11 protein-coding genes are annotated in these 16,883 nt (G+C 61.1%); 3 read left to right on the top strand and 8 right to left on the bottom strand.

Annotation, left to right across the window (positions count from 1 at the left end; translation table 11 throughout):
- Positions 1 to 75: 75 nt before the first annotated feature.
- Both ACMAUO_RS07005 and ACMAUO_RS07000 read right to left on the bottom strand, forming a co-directional pair.
- On the bottom strand, positions 76 to 969 hold the full coding sequence (locus tag ACMAUO_RS07005; protein WP_420356201.1) for a transporter: 894 nt from the start codon (positions 967 to 969) through the stop codon (positions 76 to 78).
- A 150-nt stretch (positions 970 to 1,119) separates the two neighbouring features.
- Positions 1,120 to 2,997, bottom strand: a complete 1,878-nt coding sequence (locus ACMAUO_RS07000) for a pyrroloquinoline quinone-dependent dehydrogenase (RefSeq protein ID WP_420356200.1) — start codon at positions 2,995 to 2,997, stop codon at positions 1,120 to 1,122.
- A 724-nt stretch (positions 2,998 to 3,721) separates the two neighbouring features.
- Between ACMAUO_RS07000 and ACMAUO_RS06995 the strand changes: the two genes are divergently transcribed.
- Positions 3,722 to 6,001 carry a TonB-dependent receptor gene (locus tag ACMAUO_RS06995; protein WP_420356199.1) on the top strand — a complete coding sequence of 760 codons (2,280 nt, stop codon included), beginning with the start codon at positions 3,722 to 3,724 and terminating at the stop codon, positions 5,999 to 6,001.
- 163 nt (positions 6,002 to 6,164) lie between these two features.
- Here ACMAUO_RS06995 and ACMAUO_RS06990 read toward each other — a convergent pair whose 3' ends face one another.
- Both ACMAUO_RS06990 and ACMAUO_RS06985 read right to left on the bottom strand, forming a co-directional pair.
- On the bottom strand, positions 6,165 to 7,328 hold the full coding sequence (locus tag ACMAUO_RS06990; RefSeq protein WP_420356198.1) for an AAA family ATPase: 1,164 nt from the start codon (positions 7,326 to 7,328) through the stop codon (positions 6,165 to 6,167).
- 184 nt (positions 7,329 to 7,512) lie between these two features.
- Positions 7,513 to 7,701: a YqaE/Pmp3 family membrane protein gene (locus ACMAUO_RS06985; protein WP_420356197.1), complete on the bottom strand. Its 189-nt coding sequence runs from the start codon at positions 7,699 to 7,701 to the stop codon at positions 7,513 to 7,515.
- 470 nt (positions 7,702 to 8,171) lie between these two features.
- On the opposite strand from ACMAUO_RS06985, the gene ACMAUO_RS06980 reads away from it, so the two are divergent.
- The gene (locus tag ACMAUO_RS06980; RefSeq protein ID WP_420356196.1) at positions 8,172 to 8,702 is read left to right on the top strand and encodes a YjjA family protein; all 531 of its coding nucleotides are present in this window, start codon (positions 8,172 to 8,174) and stop codon (positions 8,700 to 8,702) included.
- A 15-nt stretch (positions 8,703 to 8,717) separates the two neighbouring features.
- On the opposite strand, the gene ACMAUO_RS06975 is transcribed toward ACMAUO_RS06980, so the two are convergent.
- The 4 genes from ACMAUO_RS06975 to ACMAUO_RS06960 form a co-directional block, all read right to left on the bottom strand.
- Complete coding sequence (locus ACMAUO_RS06975) at positions 8,718 to 9,698, bottom strand: IS110 family RNA-guided transposase (RefSeq protein ID WP_420356195.1); 981 nt, start codon at positions 9,696 to 9,698, stop codon at positions 8,718 to 8,720.
- Between the two features lie 662 nt (positions 9,699 to 10,360).
- A complete protein-coding gene (locus ACMAUO_RS06970) occupies positions 10,361 to 12,748 on the bottom strand; it encodes a hypothetical protein (RefSeq protein ID WP_420356194.1) in 2,388 nt (795 codons plus the stop codon).
- On the bottom strand, positions 12,732 to 13,964 hold the full coding sequence (locus ACMAUO_RS06965) for a DUF3142 domain-containing protein (protein ID WP_420356193.1): 1,233 nt from the start codon (positions 13,962 to 13,964) through the stop codon (positions 12,732 to 12,734). Before ACMAUO_RS06965 ends, ACMAUO_RS06970 begins: the two co-directional genes overlap by 17 nt.
- Before the next feature lie 291 nt (positions 13,965 to 14,255).
- Positions 14,256 to 15,299 carry an SDR family oxidoreductase gene (locus ACMAUO_RS06960; RefSeq protein WP_420356192.1) on the bottom strand — a complete coding sequence of 348 codons (1,044 nt, stop codon included), beginning with the start codon at positions 15,297 to 15,299 and terminating at the stop codon, positions 14,256 to 14,258.
- A 500-nt stretch (positions 15,300 to 15,799) separates the two neighbouring features.
- On the opposite strand from ACMAUO_RS06960, the gene ACMAUO_RS06955 reads away from it, so the two are divergent.
- A complete protein-coding gene (locus tag ACMAUO_RS06955; RefSeq protein WP_420356191.1) occupies positions 15,800 to 16,774 on the top strand; it encodes a DMT family transporter in 975 nt (324 codons plus the stop codon).
- Positions 16,775 to 16,883: the final 109 nt, after the last annotated feature.

Genomic DNA, 16,883 nt, shown 5'->3' with positions numbered 1-16,883 from the left:
ATAAAGAACTGACTGTATATTATAATATAATAGAAAGAGCGAAGAAAAAGGATCGTTTCAAGATATCCGTTGTTGTCAGAAGACGTAGATGATTTTTCCGAACCATGCGTTCGTTTCAGGCGTATTCCTCCCTTCGACGGAATGGGAATAGCGTGTTGTAAACGTGAGCGATTTAGTCAGAGGGAACATCATCCCCACGCCCAGTGCGATCTCTCGGCTACTGGAATCCGAGACCCAATTGCCAGCGGTGTGATCGTATGAGCCGCCAGCATTCTGCCAATCGAGCGCCAGAAATGGTTCGGCGACCTTGCTGGCCTTCCAACTGAAGCGGAGATTGGTATAGAAGGTCGTTCCGGGTGTGTAGCTGTGTTGGCCAGTCTCGTGAAGTGTGGCCGCAACAACCGTTCCCACATCGCCGTCGACACTGAAATCCTTCCATTCATAATCAAACACGAGATTGAGATTGACCGACCAATAATTGGTCGATAACGCATCGCGCGTGCCGACCGGGGTTTGCATGAATGCCTGCATTCCGAATGTACTCTTCCGGTTCGGCTTGAACCAGACAACCGGTCCCGAGATTGTAGGGCCGAGTCCTCCGTAATTAGTCCCATTGCGCAAAACATAATTTTCAACTTGAATAAGCTCCCACCCAAAGCCGACATTGGGAATACCCTTGAATTTCCAGAAATGAACCCATTTTGACATGCCCTGCCATGTATGGGAGCCACCCTCGGCTTTTCGTTGGCCGAGGGTGTTGTACATTGATCCTGCTGCATTTCCATTGAGATATTGCACCAAAATATCCCACGGTTTGTCGAAATCGATGGGCAGTTCGTATTCATGAGGCCCGATAACATCAAGGGTAATGTCAGAAGCTCGGGCCGACTGGGACTCGTATGTCCCGGTTAACGAAATAATAAGCCACAGGAATCCGTATTTACCACGTCGGCATGCAGGGGCGGACATGAAGGGATCTTTTCTTTCTCGCCTTTTAACGATATCGAAACACAACGCCATCATTATCTCCAACTTTTACAAATGCCATAGAGTGTGGCTTTTTTTATTAGACTGACGTGGTTCTTATAGAATGATGAGAGTAGCCCACTAAAAAGCGGACTATAGGCCGAGAAGGACAATTTTTCCGGTTGTCGGAACCGTCGGCCAGAGGATGGAGGTAAAGCCAGTCGCTACGGCGATCTTTTGCGATCCCTCAAAGCTGTATGTGATTACGCCGCCGCCAATGGCACCATCAATTTTTTGACCCCAAAGCTTTTTTCCGCTTTCGGAATCAAGGGCATAAAAATAGCCGCCCATGTCGCCGAAAAAGGTTACGCCACCCGCGGTGGGTGTAATGCCGCTCTGGATCGGATAATTGGTCTTGACGCGCCATTTCCAGGCGCCGGTGTCCGCGTCAATGCCGGACAACCAGCCTGCCCATTGTCCGGCAGAATCCGGCGCGCTAAACATATGATAGGGATTATGGGTGTCCATTCCGGACCAGGGCTGGCCAGGGGCGACCCCTTTTAGCTGCTCGTCACTCTGTGTGGTTACACTGCCGCACCATTCGACTTCACCTACCATAATGAGATTGGTTTGGGGGTCATAACCAGGGCTGTTCCACTCGTCACCGCCGACGGAACCTGGGCAGAAATGAACGGTTTTTCCGACCTCAAAGGGAGCATCGGCGTTTTCGATTCTTGTAGCTGGAGTTTTATACAGTAGTCCGCCTGTCGCGATGTCGAAACCGTACAGATAACCATTCTTGGGTGCGACAGCGAGAAGCTTTTTCCCGTTTCGCGTTTCGAGCAGAACGGGAGGATTGGATGCATCCCAGTCATGCCAGTCTTTTTTTGAAAGCTCATAATGACGTTTGTACTCGCCGGTCGCGGCGTCAAGCACGACGATCGAATCGGAAAACAGGTTTTTTCCCTCGCGCGTGGCAGTAACGTAATCGGGTGCCGGATTCCCGCCGGGAATGTACAATTCACCCGTATCAGGATCGAGAGAGTAGGACGTCCAGGTGCCACCCCCGGTGATCGGCATACCCGCGGGGTTCTTCCATGTTGAGAGATCGAGGGGAGTTTTACCTTGCGGCCCGCGAGTCGGATCATTTGGTTCCCTGGGAACCATATAGAATTCCCAAATGATGTGACCAGTTTTGGCATCCAGAGCGTACATCCGACCTTTTACGCCTTTTACGTCGCCGCCAGCATTGCCGATATAGACCCGCCCATTCCATACGATAGGTGCCGCCGGCACGGACTCGCCGGCGGCACCATCGCCAATATTCGTCGACCAGATTTTCTTTCCGGTTTTAAAGTCATAAGCAATCACATCGCCATGTGACGTGCCACGATAAAGCATACCGTCAGCATAAGCGGCTCCTCGGTTCACCCGTAACAAGGCAGACGGAAATTCCTCATGTGTACGCCAGTTTTCATGACAGTTCGCTGGATTGAGAGAAAATATGTCGTGTTCGCTCGTGCCAATCAAGGCACCGTTAACCATAAGCGGGCCCGTCTCAAAGCTCGTATATTCCTTGGTGTCGTACGTGCATAGAACTTTCAGGTTTTTGACATTGGTGGTGTTGATCTGATTGATGCTCGAAAATCTCTGAGACTTCAAAGTTTTATTATAACTTGTCCAGTCCTCGGTTGTTTCTGGTGTTACGCCTCCCGAAGTCGATGGTGTCGTATCTTGTGCGGCCTCCGTCACGAATGTATCGGGCTTCAGAAGGGCCTCTGACACATCGGAGGCCGTATGAGCTGTCACGGGATTGGAGGTCGAAGATGATGCTGTTTCAGTCGCCAATGTTCCCGGTGCCTGACCGATCGTCCGGAACCAGTTAATGACGAGACCGGCCGGCGGTACAAGATCGAACCAATATTTATAAACGAGCGCTCCTCCAATACCCCCTCCGCCAATGATGACCGCTGCGGCGGTGGCCAGAAGCTTCTTTTTGGTTGGTAGCGTGCTTATGGAAGAAATAGGCATGTCTCTAACCTTTCCTAACGACTGGTAGTGAAACCAACGCGGAAAGTGATCGTCAAACAAGGTGCCGGCAGATCAAAAACGGAATTCTCTAATTCGAATGAGAAGGCAATTGATACACGAGCGCGTGATGGAGATGCATGTAGATGGCATACAAGGCATATTCGTTCGGAAAAGAATCAGAATTTCGATATTGAAGCGGATTCGCGAATAATTTCGGTTGTCTCTAAAGAGATTTGACGCCATTACGCGATGAGAGTGCGATAAGAGCCTGACCTAAAACGCGCGATGGATCGCCGCCAGCGCGCATTTTAGGTCAGGCTCTAAGGGAAAATGTGAGTCTTACCCTCTCTCGATCAGGAATCGAGAGATGCGACAGCTCTTGGAGGCTGTTTGGAAAGTCGGCCTGCCGAGCGAGAATGCTGCGATGCGGCATGGCCGGCGTGCATTTTCGAGCATCGGAGCGGAGCGGCCTTGTCGGCCGTGAGCACCGAAACACAGGAAATGCGCGTCGGAGCGCCCCCGCAGAGTGACTTTGCAAATAGCCTCTTAAAGAACATGAGGACCAGCTTGCTGTCCCTTTAAATAAATATGTTAATACTCAGTAAATAATAATTTTTGATATTATAAAAATATCGGGAGATAATCGTTGCCGGAAAAGATAACATTTTGGACATCGCTGTCTTCTTTCTCCGCCATGCTCATCTTTTTTCCTATGCAGACCGTCTTGGCGCAGCCGGTACTGGCGACGGCCGCGGACGGTGTGTCGGCCGGCGTGCAGCCGGAGGATATTACCGTGATCGGCACCTCGCCCTTGCCCGGGTCGGGCATCGACCGTGACCGTCTTCCGGCGGCGACCGCCATCGTGACCGCGCATGATCTGCAACTGACCGGCACGTCCGACCTGCTGCATGCGCTGGATAGCCGTCTGGCGGGTGTCAGCCTCAATTCGCCCGCGGGGAATCCCTATCAGCCCACCATCGTGATGAACGGCTTTCAGGCATCGCCGTTGCAGGGTACGTCGCAGGGTATTGCGGTCTATCTCGATGGTGTGCGCTTCAACCAGGCTTTCGGCGATACGGTGAATTGGGACCTGATCCCGGACCTGGCGATCGAACGGGTGGCGGAGGAGGGATCGAACCCCGTCTTCGGCCTGAATGCGCTGGGTGGGGCGCTGAATGTGCGGATGAAGAATGCCTTCAATACTGCTGCCGGCGGCGAAGCCGATCTGTCCGGCGGGTCGTTCGGACGGATCGTGGCGCAGGGCGATTATGCCGCGCGCCGGGGGAACTGGGGCTTCTATGTCGCCGGCCGGGAGGTTCATGAGGATGGCTGGCGGGACCTGCAAAGCACCGACATCCAGAGCCTGTATGCCGACCTGGGCTGGAAAGGGCTGGCGACGGAGGTGCATGGCAGCCTCGATCTGGCCAATTCGGTGCTGAACGGGCCGGGAACTTCGCCGGTGGAGCTTCTGCGCGCCGACCCCAGGGCGCAGTTTACCGCGCCCAACCAGATGGCGAACAAATTCATCCAGTTCGCGGTGAATGGCCGGCACAGCTTTACCGACACGCTCTCGGTGCAGGGGCAGGTGCATTACGATTATTTCCAGCAGCGGGTGATCAACGGCAACGCACCCAACGATGCGCCGTGCGATGATGGATCGGGCCTGATGTGCACCGACGATGGCGATCCTTCGACCACGCGGGGCGGGGCGACGATTCCCGATTTTCTGGATGGTGGCGCGTATTCCGAACTGGATTTGCAGACGACGAATACCAACGGCTATGGCGTGACGATGCAGGAGACCGAGGAGCATTCGGTGTTCGGCCTGCGCAATCATGAGGTGGCGGGCGTCAGTTTCGACGGGGCGCAGACGATGTTCACCGGTTCCGCCGTACTGGGGGGACTGACCCCGGTGACGCGGGAATATTATGGCCCCGGCTACGTGATTGACGAGCCGGGGGAGACCGTGCCGGTGCGGGTGCGGGTGAATGATGCCTATGTCGGCGTGTTTGCGACCGATACGATCGACCTGACGCCGCGTCTCTCGCTGACCGGCTCGATGCGCTACAATTTCGCGCAGATCAATCTGGTCGACCAGAATGGCGGGGATCTGAGCGGCCATCATGCCTATTCGGCGATCAATCCGGGGGGCGGGATCAGCTACCGCCTGACGCATTGGGCCACGATCTATGGCGGCTATGCCGAGGCGAACCGTGCGCCGACGCCGGCCGAACTCTCCTGCGCCGGACCGGAGAATGCGTGCAGTCTGGCCAATTTCTTCGTCGGCGATCCGGAGTTGAAGCAGGTGCGGGCGCATACGTTCGAGGCCGGCCTGCGTGGCGGGTTTACGATCGGCAAGGCGGGCCGCCTGACCTACGATCTGGGGCTGTTCCGCACCGATGCCGACAACGACATCGTGTTTATCAACAGCGAAACGCTGAACCGGGCGTTTTTTGCCAATATCGGGGCGACGCGGCGGCAGGGGGGCAAGGTGCATCTGGCCTGGCAGGCGGATGGCTGGTCGGCCTGGCTGAATTATACCCATACCGACGCGACCTATCGCAGCGGCTTCGTCGAGGATGCGGGCAGCAACCCCGCCGGCGATGATGATGGCGATATCACCGTGCGCCGGGGCAATCGCCTGCCGGGGATTCCGCTGGACAAGCTGACCGGCGGAGTGGATGTGCGTATCACCCCGATCTGGACCGTTGGGGGCGATTTTCTCCTGCAGGGCGGGCAGTATCTGTTTGGCGACGAAGCCAACCTGACGCCGCGCCTGCCGGGGTTCTTCGTGCTGAACCTGCACACGTCGGTTCAGGTCACGCATTCCCTGCAACTGTTCGGCAGCATTTCGAATGTGACCGACCGGCATTACTACACCTTCGGTACGTTCTCGCCGACCGGTTCGGTCTATCTGGCGCAGGCGCCGGGGGCGACCAATCCGCGCAGCTACAGCCCCTCCGCGCCGATCGGCGGGTTTGGCGGCGTGCGCGTGACGTTCTGAGAGCTTGACCTGAAATGTGGGCTGGCGAGCGAGAGCGGCCCGGAACGGGCCGCGCCCGGCGTGTGTTTTTGAGCATCGGAGCGGAGCGGCCTTGATGGCCGCCCGCCGCGAAGCACAGGAAACGCGCGCTGGATCGCCGCCAGCGCGCATTTTTGGTCAGGCTCTAACAGGCAAATAGAGACTTCATCTTATCCTTCAGGATGTGCTCGACCATCCTTTTCAGGTGGCGCATATCGCCTTTGAAGTTTTCCTTCAGGACTGTCTGTTCAAGACCATCCAGCGTGAACCATCTGGCATCCAATCCGATGTCTTCCAGCAATTCACAGATGATCCTTCTGGACAATTGCGGAACGTGCTCTTTTTGAGGTTTTCCGACATGCACGATCTGGCATCTGGATTTCAGGGGGGCGGGAACCCGGTCCAGGTCATTGGCGGTCAGTACCCATCGGACATGGGAGAGATCCACTTCCGCATTCAGGAAGACATCCCTGAATTTTCTTGCTTCGGTCGGTTCGAGGAATTGCAGGAGGACATCCTTGACGCTTCCATGCTTGCCCCCTTCGGGAGACTTGTCGATCTCATCGAGGATCATGCAGGGGTTCGCCGTTGCCTTCTGCGCAAGGAATTCCACGATCACGGATGGTTTGGCATCGCCGAAGGTCTGGTGCGTTCCCGTGAAGGCCAGGGTATCGGACATGGCGCCCACATTCATCGTCATCGCGGGGTAGCCGAGTTCCTCATGATAGGCGCGTGCCAGACTGGATTTTCCGCAACCCGGAGGGCCTGCGAGCAGGACAGGGCGAAAGGGCCCCGGTTTTCCGAAATCCATCTTCATCCTGTCGGAGGACGACAGGATTTCGATGGTATTCATGGCGTGGGGGAAATCAGCCCTGATCCGTTCAATTGACTCCCGGATACGGCTCGGCTGAATAATTTCAACCGGATCTTCCAGCCTGCGGACCGTCCTGTAAGGGTCGATTGAATGGCCTCGGAGCTTCTTGAAATCAGGGAAGGCATACCCTCTCTCGAGGACAAAGACCTTGCTGCCAGACAAGATGTCCTGCCTGAACTGCTCCCGTTTTTGTGTTTCTTCCCGTTCGCCGCGCTCTTCGCGCAACCGGGTACGGCGCCGGATGGCAGATTCTTCGCGGACATCGTCTGCGCGGTCATCCGCGTGCGGCGGGTTCTGGTCCGGACCTTCATCAGCAGATGGAGAATGGTCCGGCTTTTCAGTCCCGCATTCTTGCGAAAGACGATTCAGGCACTCTTCGAAGGATTCGCCTTCACGAGGGGTGATGATGTCATCATCATCGAAACTATCGGACATACAGCCACCTTGAGGATTGAGTTATCGACGCATTCCAGGTCGGAGCGTCGTATCTTCAAGTGGCTGTCGAGGCTGGTCATCCCGGCCGTATAGCATGAAACAGGGAGACGAGACAGGGATTTGTGTCCTGGCCGGGCTGCGGTGTGATGCGGGAGGCTATTGGCCCCGCGCGGCGTTAGGGGATTTAGCTGCGCATCGCCTGTCTGATTTTCTGGTCTGTCTTGTACTGGCTGAGCGCATAGACCGACCAGATGGCGGCGGGGATCCAGCCGATGATCGTAATCTGAAGAATCAGACAGATGATGCCGGCAATGGGGCGGCCGATGGTGAAAAACTGAAGCCAGGGGAGGAGGAGGGCGAGAAGGAGGCGCATGTGGACGGTCTCTGTGCGGCGTGTTGATCGATGGGTTTCCACGCGATGCGGGAGAAACCCTGCGCCGTGTATTCTGCGTGCATTTTGGCCGCAAGCCAAGGAAAGTTCCAGGGCGGCGTTGCAGCGCGGCCTTCCGTGGCGGTGGGTTGGGGATCGGGCCGGGCGGGGCTGTGTACAATCATGTGGATAACGGGTACAATCATGGGATGTGCGGCGGTTCATGACCCGCGTCTATCATTAACCAGTCAGAAAGTAATATCGGACGTCATGACGGTGATGTCCTGCTTTGCTTCAGGTGAGAGGCACCGGTTCTGCCGCGCTTTGGGGCGGAATTTCAGCATGGCATAGAACTGTTGGCTGTCCGACGCGTTCTGGATTCGGACTATACGGCCCGCAGACGATGTGATCCGGCTTCTGTCGTGAGTTGCGTCCCGGGCTGTTGTTTGGATGATTTGCCGGGAGGTTCCGTCATGCTGATGAATCGATTTTCCGTTCTTGCCGTTTCCTGTGGTCTGGCGTTTTCCGTCGTCGGGGCGGCGCATGCGCAGGGCGTGCCGGCACAGGTGCCCGCGGGAACGACGCTTTCGGCTCCGCCGACCGGCAGTGTGCCGGTGACATCGCCCGCCGATCCGGCGTCCAATCCCGTGACGCAGGGCGCGCAGATCGTCAATGGCGTGACGGGGTCGACGAATGCCGCGACGCCGGGTGCGCTGGGGGAAAACGGGTTGCCGACGCTGGCCTCGGCCGGTGCGGGCAATGTTGCCGGTCTGGTGACGTATTGCATCCACAAGAAACTCGTCTATGGCACGACGGCGCGCAGCACGGCGCGTGCGCTGGTCAAGCGTGACGACGTGAAGAAGGACCAGTTCTATTCGGTCGGCGGGCAGGGTCTGCTGCAGACTGGCACGAGCACGCCGTTCGATATTTCGACGCTCGATCGATCCAAGCGTGTTGAACTGTGCAGTGATCTGGTCAAGAAGGGCCAGTCCATGACCGACTGAGAGTATCCGTTGTGATCAAGCGGTTTTTGGTGTCCAGAGGCGATTGTCGCGCAACAGGGCGTTGGCGAGGACGATGAGTTTTCGCATGATGGCGGTAATGGCGACTTTGGCGTGCTTACCGGTGGTGGTCAGTCGGTCATAGACCCGCTTGAGATCGGGGTTGAAGCGCATGGCGACGATGGCGGGCATGTAGAGTGCCTGCCGAAGGGCAGCCCTGCCGCCTTGAATGAAACTTCTTCCCCGCCATGTTCCGGACTGGCGGGTGATGGGGGCGAGCCCGGCAAGAGCGGCTGCCTGGCCTTCTTCCATCGTGCCGAGTTCCGGCATGTCGGCCAGCAGGGCGTGGGCGGTGATCATGCCAAGCCCTGGGATGCTGGCCAGCACGTCCCGGCGCCGAGACAGGTGCGGGTCTTCTGCCACCAATGCCGCGATGGCGGCATCGAGAGAAGCGATCTGCCCATCAATCTGCCGCAAACGATGCCGGCCATGGCGTTTCAGCAAATCGATCGTCAGGGTTTTGAGGCGATTGATCGTTGCCGTCCGGTCTCGCATCAGGCTGCGGCGGGCTGCGACCAGTTCGGCCAGGCGGTTCTGCTGGTCCGAACGGACCGGGCGTGCGACCGGCTCCAGCAGCGCGCCATAGCGCGCCGGCATCAGTGCATCGATACGATCGGTCTTGGCGAGCCTGCCGGTAGCCTCGGCGAAACGGCGCGCCTGCCGCGGATTGACCTTGATCGTTGGCACGCCGAGGGACGCCAGACGTTCCTCCAGCAGCCGGTGATACGGGCCAGTCGGCTCGAACACCACCCGCGCGACGGTCTTCATGTCGCCGATCCAGCGCAGGAGCGCGGTCTGGCCCTTGCGGGTGTTGGCCACGCGCACGGTCTCTCCACCGGGGTGACGGGCTGCATCGAGATGGTCCTTGGAGACGTCGATCCCGATCGTGATCGACGTGGGCTGTGGTTCGGGCTTGGAAGCCGTGGCCGGATGCGTCATCTTTTCCATGTCCTATGCTTGTCATCCGAGGCCGAACCTCGGGTATCCGTTCAGGGCACAAGGAAAAGAAGGGGCGGTCATACTCTCAAGCCGACCCATCACGGTCTGCCTGTCACCGACCCGTCCCCTTCCTGATTTTTCCGGGGTGGCCACTCCGGAAAAATCAGTCCTTTGTCGCACACAGCGACACGGAAGGCATAAGACAAGCCTGACCTGAAATGCGCGCTGGCGGCGATCCGGCGCGTGTTTCCTGTGCTTCGGTGCTCACGGCCCATAAGGCCGCTCCGCTCCGATGCTCGGAAACACACGCCGGGCGCGGCCCGTTCCGGGCCGCTCTCGCTCGCCAGCCCACATTTCAGGTCAGGCTGTGAGGCATTCTTCGTGTAGGGCGCGTGCCGCGTATCGCCGCGTATGGGGTGTTCGGGCTTCGATGGGTGGAGGATCGCGGCATGATCCGTCATGTGACCTCTGGTGGGAGGTAGGGCCTTTAGCAGTGCGACGTCGCCACGCTGATGCATTCGGTCGATCCGGAGGTCCGTTCGGAGACGATCATGACGATAAAAAAGATGGTTTGTTCAGGATTTTTTCGTGATCGATTAGTGATGCTCTCGAACGAATAAAAGTCTTTTTGCTTCTTTTTCGTAAGACAAAAGAAGTGTCCTTCACAACCGCGCCATGATCCCCGCGATGGGCATGATCAGGTGCCGATGAAGCCAGCGGTGGAATGGCTGGAAGAGCCCGGTATAGGGATCCAGGGCGGCGGATTGAAAATCGGGTGCTGCGCAGCGCCGGCCGAAATCCCTGGCGAAGGGAACGGCTGCGCCTTGCCGGACATAGCGGTGGTACAGGTCGGCATCCGCTCCGGCGCCCCAGCCGGCGGCCTGGCACAGCACGGCGGCGAAGGCCTGGGAGCGGGGCGGGAGCAGGTCGGCCGCGTTTTCGGCCTGGTCGACGGCGATGGCGCGGTAGTGGAAGCGGCGGTAGGGAGCGGCTTCGCTGGCGGCGAAGCGGGTGCGTTCGCCCTCGGTGACGAATGGGCCGGGCAGGGCGGCGGCGGTGCGGGCCTTTCGGGTGATGGGGATTGTCAACTGGTTGTCGGGCGGGGAGAGAACCGCGACGGTACGGCCGGCGCCCATGGTGAAACCGCCATGGAAGACCGCATAATCCGGGTCCTGCTCGGTACCCATGATCTCCATGCCGTGGGTGCGGGCGATGGTCGCCGCCGTGAACCACGCCTGGGCGCGGCCGACTTTCGTCCAGCGATGCTGTGCGTCGTGCAGGGCGTCGCCGTAGGTTTCGGCCCAGGTGCGGAACGGGGTGGGCTTGCCTTCGCTGGCGTAGCGGAGGTCGTTTTCCTCGGGGAAATAGAGGAGGGATTCGGTGACGCGGCCGGCGCGGACCAGGCGGCGGGCGAGGATCATCCTGATCGTGTCGGGTTCGGGTGGGGCCGCCCATGGGGTGGCCGGCCCGTATGTGGCCGGGATGTGGGTGTCGACATAATGGCGGAGTTCGTCGGTCGTCAGCACCCGTTCGGCGACGTAGGCGGCATCGAAGGCGACGCCGCTGCGGCTGCCTGCGCCGACTGCGGCGGTGTAGAGGCAATCGAAGGCCGCGACATACTGGCCACGCGATAGGGTCAGCACGCCCTGTTCGGCGTGGAGGCGGCTGATCTCCTCCGGCGCCAGATCGTCGCGGAGAGTGGGAAATCCCTTGGCAGCTTTGGCATAGTCGCGGGAGGCGGCGGCGAGGTCGCCGCGCTGGATGGCCAGTTTGGCCAGCACCCAGTGCGATAGCGGGCTGGGCTGCATGGTGGCGAGCGTTCTGGCCAGATCGTAGCGGCCGCCGCGATAGGCCAGGGCGGCCAGGCGGTCGGCCTGCGCGATGTGGTCGAGGCCGCGTGCGTGAATGGCATCGACGAGGGTGACGATGGCCGGGTTGGGGCGGATGGTCCGGATTGCGGTGCAGTAGGGGCAGCCATTGCCGCGAGGGCCGCGCGCCGCGTCGTGATAGCCGAGGCCGCCAAGGTCTGGCGCGTTGTAATCGGACGCCGTGCCGGGGTCGTCGTTGATGATGTCGCCGGTGCGGGCCAGGGCATAGGCGACCAGGAGTTTCTGGCCGATCGGGTCGTCGATCAGGCGCTGGGCGCGTCGCGGGTCCGCCATGGCCCATGCGGCGATCAGTTGCAGCGAGGTGACGCCGCTGGCGGAGCCGCGCGCGGCCTGTTCGGCATAGAGCGTGACGGCGTGTTTCAGGTTGGCGGCTTCGATATGATCGGCGCAGGGGGCGCTGGCCAGGAAGGCTTTCCAGCCGCAGGCGGTTTGGCCATCCATCAGATAGGATCTGGCCTGTTCGCCATAGCTGGCGACGGCCAGGGAGAGTGGATCGGGCGCATCCTGCCGGGCGAGGGCACGGGCCTGGGCAAAGGCGTGGGCGGCGGCCTCGCGCGCATCCGCGTTGCCGGTGGCGAACAGGCGGTCCTGTTGCAGGCGGCCGAGCATGTAGGCCGCCCAGACCGCGCGGCTCAGGCCCTGGCCGTCCGGGAGGTTGAGCACGGCCTGGAAATGCTGGCGGGCGTGCTCGGCATAGTCGCCGGCAATGCCTTTGCGGGTGAGGGCGTAATCGACCGTGCCGGCGGTATAAAGGCGGATCGCGGGAGGGATGCCATCGCCGTGGTTGTAGGCGGACTCGCCATCGATCGCGTCGCGCATCATGGTGACGCGGTTCTGTTGGAGGCGGGTAAGGGCCTCCATGCCCGGTTCGGGCGGGGTGCTGTCGGGCTCGGTGGGCTGGGCGGTGCGGGGGGCGGGCCTGGTGATGCGCAGGGCGTCGTCCGGGACGACGAGGTGGCTGGCTTCGTAGGCGAAGGATGTGGTCGGTGTGCTTTTGAGCGTGCCTTCGCGGTCATCGAGCAACTGGTTTGGAAAATCCATGCCGCAGGCGAGGACGAGCGAGATGCCGGCTGCGCTGGACAGGGCGAAGGCCAGGGCGTGGCGGCGGATGGCGTGCGTGGCGGATGCCTTCGGTGCGGGTGGATCAGCTCTGTTTGTCATTGGTTCCGACATAGGCCCTGACTGTTCCCTGATCGCATCGCACCCATCCGATGACGGATTGTTGCCCTGCCCGCAACAGGCCGGGCTGCGCGCGCCGCAGCCACATGCCCTTGGCATCGAAATCCAGACTGTAGCCGTTCAGGCCGTCGGCGCCGGACGGGCAGCGGCTTTCGATCCGGATGGCGGACGGAGCTTCGGAATCCGCGTTGCCGGCATTGGACAGGACGATATCGTAGGGCGCCGAGGCCGAGGGACGGTGCAGGCTGACCGACAGCGCGGCGCGCAGGGGCTGGTGTGCGATGACCGCGCGCCATGTCGGCAGGCTCCAGGCCCTTCTGTCGTCGGTCGTGGGCAGGCGGAACCAGACCCAGCCGGCCAGGCCATGCGGCGGGGCGTGTTCGATGCGCTTCATGAAGGCGGCGATCTCGGCGGGAGGGGCTACGAGTTCGTGGCCGCTGTCGGCGCCCATGAGGCGGTCCTGCTCGCTTTCGATGCCGGCGATCCGTCCGTTGGTTCCCCATGTGACGCGCGTGCCGTAGGCGGGAAGGGCGACATGCCATGGGCCGCGGCGGTACTGGGCGAAGGTTCTGATCCATTCATGGGCCTTCTCCGGGTTGAAGAGGCCGAATTGCGGGTTCTGGACGGCGTGGATCTGCAGGACGGCGTCATCGGCCCGGGCCAGCACCTCTTCCAGTTCGGGGGAGGCCAGCCAAGCCGGCAGGACGGTGATGGAGAGGGGCGTCGGGCCCAGCCGGCCGTGCAGCAGCGCCAGGAAACGCGCATAGGCCGGCAGGCGGACGGTGGCGCAATCATGGTCGATTTCGACGCCCGAGAGCGTGATGCCGCGCTGCTGCCAGGCGGTTTTCACGGCGAGGATATGGGCGGCCAGTTGCTCTTCGTCCCAGTCGGCCAGTTGGCCCTCGATGCGGATGACGGCGACGGTGGGGGGGTGTGCGTGTGCCAGCAGGGTGCTGTCGGGGGTTGTGTCCACCCAGGTGCCATGGCCGTCCAGTTCCGCCGCCAGGATGCGCCATGTGTGGATGACGGGCTGGCTGGCGGTGACGGCGGAGCTGACGGCCGGGGTCCATTGGCGTTGCCAGATATAGGCGTCACTGGGCAGCGCCCGGCCTGTGCGGGTGGTGAAGGCGGCGTGGATGCCGACGAGGCATAATAAAAATGCGATGGGGAGATAGGGCTTTTTTAAAAAATCGGTCATTTCGTCTGGTCAGGAGCTCCGGCGGCGAGGGAGGGTGGATCTGCGTCCGAAGCGGCGTTTCCAGATGATCATGCCCGCGACAGGCGCGCGGTCAACCACTTCCTGCCGTCCTGCCCGCTTGGGAGCGAGTGGAACGTGGCTGGAGAGGGGGGCTGGTGAGCGAGAGTGCCGCGAAACGGCACGGCCGGCGTGCGGCCGCGAGCACCGGAGCGGAGCGGCCTTGACGGCCGTGAGCACCGGAGCACAGCGGACGCGCGTCGGATCGCCACCAGCCCCCCTCTCCAGCCACGTTCAGGGGATGAGGTGGCGTTGGCGCATGCCTTCCAGATGGGCCAGCAGGACGTCGTCCGACCGGCGGGTCATGCCGGGGAAACCGGCCTGGCGGGCTTTCGTGACGTCGAAGATCGCGTCGGTCCGTACATGAAAAATGAAATCGCCGAAGCTGCCGGGGCCGATCCGCCGGGCGTCGGATTCCGCCAGGCCCTGGCGCGCGGCCAGGGCGGACCAGACGGGGGCCAGCGCGTGCAGGCGCTGGTCGAGCGAGATCGGCTGGGGCTCGCCGACTTCGAGCCCGAACCACTCCGCCAGCCGGGGCCAGACATGGGACCAGCGGAAGACGTCGCCATTGGTGATGTTGAAGGCGCCGTCGGCCTGCGTGGTTGCGGCCCACAGGGCGGCTTCGCCCAGCACCTCGGCGCCCGTGACGTTGACCAGCACGTCGCGATAGGCCGCCGCCGGGCCGGGGAACTGCATTGCGGTGCGGGTCTCGCGGCACAGCGAGCCGTAGACGCCGATCAGGTTGCCGAGATTCATCGCCGAGCCCAGCGAATGGCCGATCACGATATCGGGGCGCAGGGCCGTCCATCGCACGCCTTCGCGCTCCAGCGAGCGGGCGAAATCCTCGTGGCGGAAATAGAGGTTGGGCGGGAAATGGCGGCTGTCGTCCTCGCGGGCCGGTGTCTTGTAGACGCCGAGATGCGCGCCATAGACCTTGCCGCCCTGGATGATGATCAGCCGTTCCAGCGACGCGCCGGCCGTGCGCAGGGCGGCGACCAGGTTTTCCAGCATCGCGGCGTTCTGGTCGGCCTCGACGCCCGGATCGGCATCGGGTTTCAGCGCGGCATAGAACAGATGCGTGATGGATTTCAGCGCCTCCTTCCGGCTGGCCAGACTCACCAGGTCAAGCAGGTCGGCGCTGATATGGGTGCCGTGGCCCGGCCCCTGTGCCGCGCGGCCGAGGGTGGAGACGGCCCAGCCGGCATTCTGGAATGCCTCCAGCGCCGCCAGACCGACGACGCCGGTGGCGCCCGCGATCAGGATATGTTTGTCGACCATGTCGTGCCTCCCTGGCTGCGAAGAGGATAGCTGTGGCGTGGAAGGGACAGAAGCCGCCATGTGGGAGGGGGTCTGTTCTTTTGGGGGAAAAGGACCCAAAAACTTTGATTCGCTGGGGAGCCTTGTGCTGGGAGCATGGGATGTTCCCTGGTCGAATAAAAGTCTTTTGCTTCTCTTTCTTCAGAAAAAGAAGAGATCGCTTGCGGCCTCTCCAATAATTTTCACTGTCGGGGATGATTGCCCCCTTTAAAATAAAAAATGCATCTTTGGCCGCTGCGCCGTGTTCTGTCCGGGGCCGCTTTGACTGGGAACACGCAAGCGTGATGACTGCGCTGTTCCGGCGTGTGGGGCGCGCGGTATTTTCGGGGGCGTGTCCCGCGGTTTTCCAGGAATAGCCTGGGTGCTGATCGGCGATCTTGCGGAATGGCTCTGAAACGGGCAGGGGGCTTCGCTCTTGTCGGATCCATCCTGTATCCGGCCCTTTTCCGAGAACAGCCAGAGTGACCCATCCCGCCCCTTCCTCCCCGTCTCACGGCGGTGCCGATACGCTGCGCGGCATCATGCTGGCCTTTGCCGCATTCGCCGCGTTCTCGTTCAGCGATGCCAGCGTGAAGCTGATCCGGGACGGGCTGCCGCCGTATGAATGCGCGTTTTTCGGCTCGCTGTGCGCGCTGGTGGTGTTTCCCTTCCTGCTCGGGGGGAAGGATCGGCTGGTCGATGTGTTCGCGACGCAGAACCGTACGCTGTGGATGGTGCGCTTCATCGCCTATCCGCTGGGCATTATCGGCAGTGTTACGGCGTTCAGCCATCTGTCGATGGCCGAGGCGTTTACGCTGATCTTCCTTCAGCCTTCGTTCGTGACGCTGATGTCGATCGTCTTTCTGAAGGAGCGGATCGGGTGGCCGCGCTGGCTCGCGATCGCGTTGGGCTTCATCGGTGTGCTGATCGTGCTGCGGCCCGGTCTGCGGCCGCTGTCGATCGGTCATCTGGGCGCGGTGGTGGCTGGGCTGGCGGGGGCGATCTCGGTCGTGACCTTTCGGGCATCGGGGGCTCATGAAAAGCAGATCTCGCTGTTCGGGGCCGGTATTCTCGGCGGCATTACCATCTGCGGGCTGGTCAGCCTGCCGTCCTTCGCCCTGCCCAACCTGCATCAGCTCGGGCTGCTGGCCAGTTACGGGCTGCTGGCGGCGCTGGCGAACGTGCTGCTGATGCATTCCGCGCTCCACGCCTCGGCGGGGGCCATCGCGCCGACCCAGTACAGCCAGATGATCTGGGCACTGGCGATCGGCCATCTGGTCTTCGGCGATTCGGCCGACATGGTGACGCTGACGGGTATCGGCCTGATCATCTGTTCCGGGTTGATCACGCTGGTGCGCGAGCAGGAAAAGCATGTGCCCGGCCCGCCTCCGATCGCGGTGAGCCGTGGGCATGCGGCGTCGATGCTCGTGGTTGAAGACCAGCAGGAATCCGCCTGACCGGGTTTGCCGGCCTCGTTGCATAGGGAACGGCGTGGCGGCGGCGGGCGTTTGTGCGGCATTCCTGCGCCGTGCTGTCCACCGTCATGCGTGCAGGGGCGGGTATGGC

Source organism: Gluconacetobacter brunescens, from assembly GCF_048695475.1.
Classification (GTDB): domain Bacteria; phylum Pseudomonadota; class Alphaproteobacteria; order Acetobacterales; family Acetobacteraceae; genus Gluconacetobacter.
Note: the sequence above shows the minus strand (reverse complement) of the source record. Positions and strands in the feature narration are given on the sequence as shown.